10 protein-coding genes are annotated in these 9,362 nt (G+C 60.2%); all 10 read right to left on the bottom strand.

From position 1 onward, the window contains the following. Nucleotides 1-529: 529 nt before the first annotated feature. On the bottom strand, nt 530-2,296 hold the full coding sequence (gene aspS / locus NI20_RS0113700) for an aspartate--tRNA ligase (RefSeq protein WP_033121947.1): 1,767 nt from the start codon (nt 2,294-2,296) through the stop codon (nt 530-532). 75 nt (nt 2,297-2,371) lie between these two features. Beyond that, on the bottom strand, nt 2,372-2,788 hold the full coding sequence (locus NI20_RS0113695) for a methylglyoxal synthase (protein ID WP_033121946.1): 417 nt from the start codon (nt 2,786-2,788) through the stop codon (nt 2,372-2,374). Nucleotides 2,789-2,913: 125 nt separating this feature from the next. Beyond that, the gene (locus NI20_RS0113690) at nt 2,914-3,654 is read right to left on the bottom strand and encodes an AAA family ATPase (RefSeq protein ID WP_033121945.1); all 741 of its coding nucleotides are present in this window, start codon (nt 3,652-3,654) and stop codon (nt 2,914-2,916) included. 32 nt (nt 3,655-3,686) lie between these two features. Continuing rightward, complete coding sequence (gene rsmG, locus NI20_RS0113685; RefSeq protein WP_033121944.1) at nt 3,687-4,382, bottom strand: 16S rRNA (guanine(527)-N(7))-methyltransferase RsmG; 696 nt, start codon at nt 4,380-4,382, stop codon at nt 3,687-3,689. Continuing rightward, complete coding sequence (mscL, locus tag NI20_RS0113680) at nt 4,379-4,816, bottom strand: large-conductance mechanosensitive channel protein MscL (RefSeq protein ID WP_033121943.1); 438 nt, start codon at nt 4,814-4,816, stop codon at nt 4,379-4,381. The genes rsmG and mscL overlap by 4 nt, the downstream gene beginning before the upstream one ends. A gap of 78 nt (nt 4,817-4,894) precedes the next feature. Beyond that, nucleotides 4,895-6,199: a serine--tRNA ligase gene (gene serS, locus NI20_RS0113675; RefSeq protein WP_033121942.1), complete on the bottom strand. Its 1,305-nt coding sequence runs from the start codon at nt 6,197-6,199 to the stop codon at nt 4,895-4,897. A gap of 47 nt (nt 6,200-6,246) precedes the next feature. Next, a complete protein-coding gene (locus NI20_RS0113670; protein ID WP_033121941.1) occupies nt 6,247-6,795 on the bottom strand; it encodes a hypothetical protein in 549 nt (182 codons plus the stop codon). Nucleotides 6,796-6,797: 2 nt separating this feature from the next. Further along, nucleotides 6,798-7,682: a ParB/RepB/Spo0J family partition protein gene (locus tag NI20_RS0113665; protein ID WP_033121940.1), complete on the bottom strand. Its 885-nt coding sequence runs from the start codon at nt 7,680-7,682 to the stop codon at nt 6,798-6,800. 58 nt (nt 7,683-7,740) lie between these two features. Beyond that, nucleotides 7,741-8,496, bottom strand: a complete 756-nt coding sequence (locus NI20_RS0113660) for a ParA family protein (RefSeq protein ID WP_033121939.1) — start codon at nt 8,494-8,496, stop codon at nt 7,741-7,743. A gap of 271 nt (nt 8,497-8,767) precedes the next feature. Further along, the coding region (locus NI20_RS0113655; RefSeq protein WP_033121938.1) for an alpha-glucosidase C-terminal domain-containing protein at nt 8,768-9,362 on the bottom strand (595 nt) is incomplete at its 5' end.

Here is a 9,362-nt window from a genome sequence, read left to right as displayed (position 1 = left end):
CCCCTTTAAATCCCCCAAGAGAAAGGTTTAGATTGGCAGTCTCGGGGTTGAATAACCTTTATGCCTTCGGAATGCAACTGCCTGCGCGCGGCAAAGCCGCGTTAGCATTGCGATACGATTTGCCTCTACTCCTATTATCCGCTGCCGCTCTGCCCATCTTGTAGAAGTGCGCAGTAATTTCCACCTACCGCCAGTCTCCACAATGCGGCGAGCGTTAGCAATGCCGCATTCCGCAGGCAGTCTGTCGCCGAGCAAACGTCACTCGCGCCTCACGATAGTAAGGCGCGGTTGCGACCGGTGACGACTCGCAGAAGATTCATGGCGAAGCCATGTACACCGCACCTGATTGCGCAGCGCGTGCAGCTCTTCAAGCTACAAACTGCCAATGTGCGGGGTCAAGGGGCAGGCCCCTTGCGTTCTCTTGGGGGATCTAAAGGGGGCCATTCTCTCACGTGAGAGAATGGCCCCCTTTGCCGTTTCCCTGTGCGGCACAGGAAAACCATTGCACCCTCACGCAGTGAGAGCTGAATTATTCTTCCTCATGCGCCGTGACCGCAATATGCAGCTCATCGAGCTGCTTCTGCGTCACCTCGCTGGGCGCGCCCATCATGATATCCTGGGCGTTCTTGTTCATCGGGAAGGGAATGATCTCGCGGATGGAATCTTCACCGGCGAGCAGCATGACCATGCGGTCGACGCCCGGGGCGATACCGGCGTGCGGGGGCGCGCCGTAGCAGAAGGCGTTGTACATGGCGGGGAACTTGGCCTTCACGTCCTCTTCACCGAGGCGGACGAGCTCGAAGGCCTTGATCATGATCTCAGGGTCGTGGTTACGGACCGCGCCGGAAGAGAGCTCCACGCCGTTGCAGACGAGGTCGTACTGGTCGGCGGTGATGGTGAGCGGGTCGATCTCGCCGCGCTCGGCCTTGAGCAGCACGTCGAGGCCGCCGGCGGGCATGGAGAACGGGTTGTGGCAGAACTCGAGCTCGCCGCTCTCGTCGCCGATCTCATACATCGGGAAGTCGACGATCCAGCAGAACTCGTAGCGCTCCTTGTCCATGTGACCCTCGCACGCGGGGCCGAAAGTCTTGATCATCACGCCGACGAGCTTGGTGGCCAGCTCGCCGCCCGCGACGAGCACGAGCGTGTTAGGCTCGAGCGGCAGGAGCTTGGAAGCAGCTTCCTTGTCGACAAACTTCGCGATGCCGCCGGCGAGGTCGCCCTTTTCGTCGACCTTGAACCAGTAGCCCTTCGCGCCTGCCTGCACCTCGCAGTCGGTCAGGAGCTTGTCGATCTGCTTGCGCGTGAGCGAGCAGTTGGAGATGACGACGGCCTTGACGGTCTTGTCCGCAAGGACCTCAAAGCTGCTTCCCTCGAAGAGGGAGGAGATGTTCGTCGCGGTCAGGTCGATGCGCAGGTCCGGCTTATCACTGCCGTAAATCTCGAGCGCGTCGAGGTACTTGATGCGGCGGAAGGGAGGCTGAGAGGCGATGTCATACGTGCCGAACTTCGCGAAGATCGGGGGCAGGACATCCTCGCAGACGGCGAAGACGTCTTCCTGAGAGGCGAACGCCATCTCCATATCGAGCTGATAGAACTCGCCGGGGCTACGGTCGCCGCGCGCGTCCTCATCGCGGAAGCACGGCGCGATCTGGAAGTAACGGTCAAAGCCGGAGGTCATGAGCAGCTGCTTGAACTGCTGCGGGGCCTGCGGCAGGGCGTAGAACTTGCCGGGGTGCTTGCGGGCGGGGACGAGGTAGTCGCGCGCGCCTTCGGGGGAGGAGGCCGTCAGGATCGGGGTGGTGATCTCGAGGAAGTCGTGCTCCATCATGGCCTTGCGCAGCGCGGCGATGACGTTGCAGCGCAGGATGATGTTCTTCTTGACGGCGGGATTGCGCAGGTCAAGATAGCGGTACTTGAGGCGCTGGGTCTCGTCCGCCTCGCGGCTGCGGTTGATCTCGAACGGCAGGGAGTTGTAGCGGCAGCGGCCGAGCAGCTCGATCTTCTCGGGAACGACCTCAATGTCGCCGGTGGGCTGATTGGGGTTCTTGCTTGCGCGCTCGCGCACGGTGCCCTCGACGGAGATGGTGCTCTCTTTGTTGTAGCCCTTGATCTGGGCGAGCAGCTCGCTCGTCTCGACGACGATCTGCGTCGTGCCGTAGAAGTCGCGCAGCACCACAAAGGCGAGGCTGCCGCCGACTTCGCGGACGTTCTCCATCCAGCCGACGAGCTTGACGTGCTCACCGGCATGCTGCGCGCGAAGCTCGCCGCAGTTGTGTGTACGGGATTGCATCATGGTAAAATCTACTCCTATTTGTATATTATAAATTGAAAATTACTAACTGTATTGAAAAATCGCCTGATTTTGTGCTCAGGTGGTGAAGGGTTTCGTCTTCGGGTTGACGATATCGCGCCAGTCGAGGTCGCCGCGGGCAAGGCCCATGATGAGCATTTCAGCGGTGGCGAGGTTGGTGGCAAAGGGGATGTTGTTCTGGTCGCAGAGCTTGGTGATATAGGTCAGGCTGTCGTTATACTGCGGGTTGGCGGGGTCGCAGAAGAAGAGGACCATATCGATCTCGTTGTAGGAGATGCGCGCGCCGATCTGCTCGGCGCCGCCGTGGATGCGCGCCATGAACAGGTGGATCGGAAGGCCGCTCGCTTCGCTGACCATCTTACCGGTCACGCTGGTGGCGCAGAGAGTGTGACGGGACAGAATGCCGGCGTAAGCCGTGCAGAACTGGACCATCAGTTCCTTTTTGTTGTCGTGTGCCATGAGAGCGATGTTCATGTAGTGTCACAATCCTTTCTGATGTGAATTTTTCTATTGTAGCGGCACTTTCATCGGTTGACAAGGGCAAGCAGGCTTTGAAAAGATGTTTGCGGGAAAAGCGTGTTTGCCTTTGTGAACCGGTGCTACAGCCGCATCAGACGCACGCGTTCGCCGCACAGGCGGCGGGCGATGTTTTCGCAGGCGCAGAGCGCGCCGGAGCGATACTTGAGGCGCTGGGAAAGTCCGCGCCCTAAAACGGCAGGGACATTCTCGTCCTCCGGAATGACGCCGAGCAGCGGAAGACCCGCGGCGTCGATGGCGTCGTCGATCGTGGTGTGGAGGGACTGTAAGAGCTTGCGCCGCACGCGGTTGACGACAAGGTGCAGGTATCCGCTCGGGAAGTGGTGCAGCTCCATCACGGTGCGCTGCGCGTCGCGCAGGCTCGAGGGGTCGTTCGTGGTGACGACCACGGCGCGGTCGGCGCAGCAGGTGGCAAGCGCGAAGGCTTCGCCGATGCCGGCGGCGGCGTCGATGAGGCAGAAGTCGAAATGGCGGCGGATCTCGTCGATAAGCCGCTGCATCTCGCGCTTGCTCGGCAGGCGCACGCCGAAGCTCACGGGCGCGGTGAGCAGATACAGGTTCGGGTAGAGCGGATGGCGCACGACGGCCTGAGCGAGTGTCGTGCGTCCGGCGATCACGTCGGTGAAGTCCATGAGCGCGCGGTCCGATACGCCGAGGTAGAGGTCGAGGTTGCGCAGGCCGATGTCGCAGTCGAGCAGCAGCGTTTTTTTGCCGAGCTGCGCGAGCGCCATGCCGGTGAGCGTCGTGAATGAAGTTTTTCCCGTGCCGCCCTTGCCGGACACGACGGCGATGACCTGAGACAAGGCTCGTACCTCCTTTTTGTGAATTTGACGCGTTACAGCGGGGCTTTTTTGATCTTGGCGAAGGCGCGCGGATAGGCGCGCGGGGTAGGGGAGACCTTTTCGACGATGACAAGGCGGTGGACGACGTCGCTCGTCGGGATGGTGTAGTCCTCGACCTTGACGATGTGGCCGCCGAGCGTCTTGATGGCGCTCTTCGCCGCGGCGATCTCGTCCTCGGTGTCGACGCTCTTCATGGCGATGAACTGTCCGCCGACCTTGATGAGCGGCAGGCACAGCTCGGATAAGATCGAGAGCTGTGCGACGGCGCGCGAGGTGGCGATGTCGAACTGCTCGCGGTGCTGCATGGCGAATTCCTCCGCTCGCGCGTGGACGCAGGCGACGCGCTTTAATTGCAGCTCGTCACAGACCTCTTGCAGCCAGTTGACGCGCTTGCCGAGCGAGTCGAGCAGCGTGAGGTCGAAGTCATCCTTGAGGATGCGCAGCGGCATCCCGGGAAAGCCTGCGCCGGTGCCGACGTCGACGACGGTTTTACCCGTCAGATCGACAAATGGCAGCAGCGCCGCGCTGTCGAGCAGGTGGAGCTGCGCGACGGCGTCGGGCTCGGTGATGGCTGTGAGGTTCATCACCTGATTTTTTTCCAGCAGCAGGGAAGAGAAGCGCTCAAGCGTCTCGGCGCGGCTCACGTCCAGCCCCAACTCGGAAAGACCCTGAGAGAGCAGCGCTCTCATTTGCTCTGCTCCTTCAGAAGGTCGCGGATCTCGGCGAGCAGCAGCTCTTCCTTCGTCGGCTCGGGCTCCTTTTCGGGCTCCGGCTCGGCGGGCTTCGAGAGCTTGTCGTGCATCTTGTTGATGGCCTTGACCATGCAGAACACGGCGAACGCGATGATGATGAAGTCGAGGATGACGGCGATCAGGTTGCCGTAGTTGACGGCGATCTCGGGGTCGATGACCTCCTTACCCTCCATGACTGCTTCCTTGAGCACCCATTTCCATGCGGAAAAGTCGATGCCGCCGGTCAGCATGGAGATGAGCGGCATGATGATATCGTTGACGACAGAGTTCGTGATCTTGCCGAACGCGCCGCCGATGACAACACCGACGGCCATGTCGATGACGTTGCCGCGCATGGCAAAGGCGTTGAACTCTTCAAAAAACTTCTTCATGGGAAGCACCTCTTTGCTGAAAATGTGCGAAAAACGAAAACTGATCGTATAAAAATGGAATAATATTGCGAATTGGATTTACTTTTTGGGAGTGAGAACGGTCTTGCCGCCCATGTAGGGCTGGAGGACCTTGGGAATCAGCACGCTGCCGTCGGCCTGCAGATTGTTTTCAAGGAATGCAATCAGCATGCGCGGGGGTGCGACGACGGTGTTGTTCAGCGTGTGCGGCAGGTACATCTTGCCGTCCTCGCCCTTGACGCGAATTTTCAGGCGGCGTGCCTGCGCGTCACCGAGGTTCGAGCAGGAGCAGACCTCGAAATACTTTTTCTGGCGCGGGGACCAGGCCTCGATGTCGCAGCTCTTGACCTTCAGGTCGGCGAGGTCGCCGGAGCAGCACTCGAGCTGGCGGACGGGAATGTCCATCGAGCGGAACAGCTCGACGCTCCACTTCCACATCTTGTTGTACCAGTCCATGCTGTCCTCGGGCTTGCAGACGACGATCATCTCCTGCTTTTCGAACTGGTGGATGCGGTAAACGCCGCGCTCCTCGATGCCGTGCGAGCCCTTCTCCTTGCGGAAGCAGGGGGAGTAGGACGTCAGCGTCTGGGGAAGGCTGCTCTCTGGCAGAATTTCGCCGATGAAGCGGCCGACCATCGAGTGCTCGCTCGTGCCGATGAGGTAGAGGTCCTCGCCCTCGATCTTGTACATCATGGCGTCCATGTCGTTCTGGCTCATGACGCCCTCGACCACGTTGCCGTGGATCATAAACGGCGGGATGCAGAATGTGAAGCCCTTGTCGATCATAAAGTCGCGCGCGTAGGCGAGCACGCCCTCGTGCAGTCTCGCGATGTCGCCGAGCAGATAGTAGAAGCCCGCGCCGGAGACGCGGCCCGCGGCGTCCATGTCGACGCCGTCAAAGCTCTCCATGATCTGCGTGTGGTAGGGAATTTCAAAATCGGGAACCTTCGGCTCGCCGAAACGCTCGACCTCGACATTGCAGCTGTCGTCCGGGCCGATGGGGACGCTCGGGTCGATGATGTTCGGGATCAGCAGCATGATCTTGTGGATGCGTTGCTCGTACTCCTCTTCAAGTTTCTCGAGTTCGGTGAGGCGGTCGGCGTTGGCCTTGACGGTCGCCTTGATCTTTTCGGCTTCTTCGAGCTTGCTCGGGTCCTTCTTCGCCTGACCCATCAGCATGCCGATCTGCTTAGAAAGGGCGTTGCGGCTGGCGCGCAGCTCGCTCGCCTCGGTGATGGCGGCACGGTTCTTGGCGTCGAGCTCGATGACCTCGTCGACGAGGGGGAGCTTTTCGTCCTGGAACTTCTTCTTGATGTTTTCCTTGACCAGATCGGGATTTTCCCGAAGGAATTTCATATCCAGCATAATGATTTACCTCGTTATCGTTGTAAAGTAAATGACCATTTGACTTCTTATTTTACGCCGTCCGGAAACAGCTTGTCCACAATGGACTGGTAGCGCGCGGCGGGGGAGGGGGCGTCGTCGCCGGTGATGCCGGTACGCAGCGGCTCCTTGGGCAGGAATTCCACCGTGCCGGTCTCCTCGAACGAGCGGATGTTGTCTTTCGCAGCGTCGAGATCGCCGGTGTTGTAGGCGTTTTCGATCTCAAGCAGCCAGTCGAGCGCGCGCAGCTGGTTGGACTGAAGGCCGACGGTCTCGTCGAGCGCTTTTTTGTCCTCCTCGCTGTTGGCGAGCTGCTCTTCAAGCTCGGCAATGTGCGCTTCCAGTGAGTCGTTCTGCTGTAAGGTGCTTTGCAGGGCGGTGTTGCCGTCCTTGATCTCGTTGATGCTGCGCTGATTCATAAAAAATGTCCACAAAATCAGCAAAAATGCCACGGTGAAGAGGATCGCAACGTAAGTATATACTTTTTTATTGCGCTCGCGCTCGGTGGTGGGCTTTTCCTCGCCGGGCACGGGCGGCTTGTTCGGGTCCTTGGGACCCTCGTGAATCAAATCGGACATGGTTATTCGCCTCCGTTCTTTCTGCGTTTGATGGCGGCGAGCGCTTCGAGCAGATCGTTTAAGTCGTCGATGCCATAATAGTCGAGCTCGATGCGGCCCTTTTTCTTGCCGGACACGATGCGGCAGGTGCGGCCGATCTTGTCGCTGAGCTCCTGCGCGGCCAGGCGGCCATAGCTCTCGGCGATGAGCTCGTCGTTCGTGGGTTTGCGCTCTTCCTTAGGGTTACTCAGGCGCTTGGCGAGCGCCTCGGTCTGGCGGACGCTGAGACCCTGCTTGACGATCAGGTTTGCCGCGTCGAGCTGCAAATCGGCCTTGAGCGGCAGCAGTGCGCGGGCGTGACCGCCGGAGAGGTCGCCGTTTTGCAGCATTTGCCGCACTTCGGGGCAAAGCCCTAACAATCTCAGACTGTTTGCCACGGCGGAGCGGGACTTGCCGACACGCTCGGCGGCCTCCTCCTGCGTGAGATGGTAGTTGTCCATCAGCGTTTTGTAGCCCTCGGCTTCTTCGATGGGGTCAAGGTCTTCGCGCTGGAGGTTTTCGATGAGCGAGAGCTCGGTCATCTTGCGGTCGTCCGCCTCGATGACGATAGCGGGCACTTCGGCAAGACCGGCGATGCGCGCGGCGCGCCAGCGGCGCTCGCCCGCGATGATCTGATAGTAGCCGGAAGAAAGGCGGCGGACCGTCAACGGCTGGATAATGCCGTGCTCGCGGATGGAATCGGCCAGATCCTGCAGAGCCTCTTCATCGAAGTGGCGGCGCGGCTGATTGGCGTAGGGTTCGATCTGCGAGATGGGGAGATAGAGGTTGTCGGACGTGTCGGTGCGCAGGGCGGCGTCGCCCAGCAGCGCGCCGAGCCCCTTGCCGAGCCCGCGGTTTGCATTTGCCATGGAAACTTCTCCTTTCTGTGGGATGAAGCGGGCGGAATGCGCCCTTATATTTAATGTATCAGCGGTTCTGCTTCAAAAACTCGTTGGCGAGGTTGCTGTAAGCCTCCGCGCCGCGGGAGGTGCGGTCGTAGTAGTTGATCGGCTTGCCGTGGCTCGGTGCCTCGGAAAGGCGGACGTTTCGCGGGATGACGGTCGAATACACCTTGCCGGGGAAGTAGCGCTTGACCTCTTCCGCAACTTGGAGGGCGAGATTCGTGCGCCCGTCGAACATCGTGAGTAGCACGCCTTCGAGCTCAAGGCCGGGATTCAGGCTGCGGCGCACCATGCGGACCGTGTGCATCAGGTCGGACAGGCCCTCGAGCGCGAAATATTCGCCCTGCACGGGAACGATCAGGGAATTTGCCGCGCAGAGGGCGTTGACTGTCAACAGTTCGAGTGACGGCGGGCAGTCGATGAGGATAAAGTCGTAATTGGGCGAGAGAATATCGAGCGCATGCTTGAGCAGGAATTCGCGGTTTTCGCGGTCGATCATCTCGATGCCCGCGCCCGCCAAGGCTTTCGAGGAGGGGAGCACGTCGCCGTAACGCGTGTGCGCCACGCTGGCCGTGACGTCCGCACCGTTGATGAGCACGTCATAAACGCCGCGCGAGGCGGCCTTGTCCACACCCATGCCGGAGGTGGAGTTGGCCTGCGGGTCGAAGTCACACAGCAGGACGCGATTGCCTTTCTCCTTGAGGGAGGAGGTCAGGTTGACACAGGTCGTCGTTTTGCCGACGCCGCCCTTTTGATTGACGATTGCAACGATTTTAGCCAAAAAAACACCCACCTTAGTCATAGAAGCATTGATCCATTTTCATTCTTGTTCAGTATAGCACAAAACGGCTCAATTTCAACAGGGAAGCTCAAATTTTGCAAATTTGTTTCACGTGAAACATGACAAGGCGCAGACCTTTACGTCCCGATCTACCCCTGCTTGGGCCGGTGATAGGGTATCACCGCTGGGGCAGTGCTGAGGACAGGAAAAGGTCATTGTAAAGGCGCTGACCTTTACCATGACCTGAAATCAGTGTTTCACGTGAAACAAATCACTCCTGCGGCTGGGTCAGCAGCATCGTACCGTAGGGTTCGAGCGTCAGGCGGAGCAGGCCGTTGCCGCAGAAGAACTCCTGATGGGACAGGGCGTCCTCGGCGAGCGTGCCGTCCCACGGGAGGGTGAGCGTGACGGGCTGATCACCCGCGTTGACCGCCGTGAGGCAGTGGTCGCGCTCCGTGCGGCGCGAGAATGCCAGCGCGCGGCCCTGCGCGGCATGGTAGACGATCGTGCCGCTTTGCAGCGCCTCGTGCGCCTTGCGCAGCGCGCCGAGCTGTTGGAAGTATTGCACCAATTCGGCGTTCTCGTGTCCCCACGGATAGGTGCCGCGATTGAACGGGTCCTCGAAGCCCTGCATGCCGGCTTCGTCGCCGTAGTAGAGCATCGGCGAGCCGGGGAAGGTGTAGAGAATCAGCGCCGCAAGTTTCAGCAGTGACATGCCGCGCGCAAGGTCGGAATCGCTGAGCTGATAGACCGCGCGCTCGTCGCGCGTCTGCGGCGCGGGGGAGGTGAGGCCTAAGATCGTCAAAAGCCTTGGCGTGTCGTGGGTCGAGAGGAAATTCATCGCGCCGTAGAACGCAGGGGCGGGG

It is taken from the genome of Oscillibacter sp. ER4 (assembly GCF_000765235.1).
Lineage (GTDB): Bacteria > Bacillota > Clostridia > Oscillospirales > Oscillospiraceae > Hominicoprocola > Hominicoprocola fusiformis.
The sequence above is the reverse complement of the archived record's forward strand: the minus strand, read 5'-3'. Positions and strand labels throughout refer to the sequence as shown.

Excerpts from the sequence above, each read along its gene's own strand:
- NI20_RS0113670 (WP_033121941.1), bottom strand. The coding sequence starts at position 6,795 with ATGTCCGATTTGATTCACGAGGGTCCCAAGGACCCGAACAAGCCGCCC.
- NI20_RS0113695 (WP_033121946.1), bottom strand. The coding sequence starts at position 2,788 with ATGAACATCGCTCTCATGGCACACGACAACAAAAAGGAACTGATGGTC.
- serS (WP_033121942.1), bottom strand. The coding sequence starts at position 6,199 with ATGCTGGATATGAAATTCCTTCGGGAAAATCCCGATCTGGTCAAGGAA.
- rsmG (WP_033121944.1), bottom strand. The coding sequence starts at position 4,382 with ATGAGAGCGCTGCTCTCTCAGGGTCTTTCCGAGTTGGGGCTGGACGTG.
- mscL (WP_033121943.1), bottom strand. The coding sequence starts at position 4,816 with ATGAAGAAGTTTTTTGAAGAGTTCAACGCCTTTGCCATGCGCGGCAAC.
- aspS (WP_033121947.1), bottom strand. The coding sequence starts at position 2,296 with ATGATGCAATCCCGTACACACAACTGCGGCGAGCTTCGCGCGCAGCAT.
- NI20_RS0113665 (WP_033121940.1), bottom strand. The coding sequence starts at position 7,682 with ATGGCAAATGCAAACCGCGGGCTCGGCAAGGGGCTCGGCGCGCTGCTG.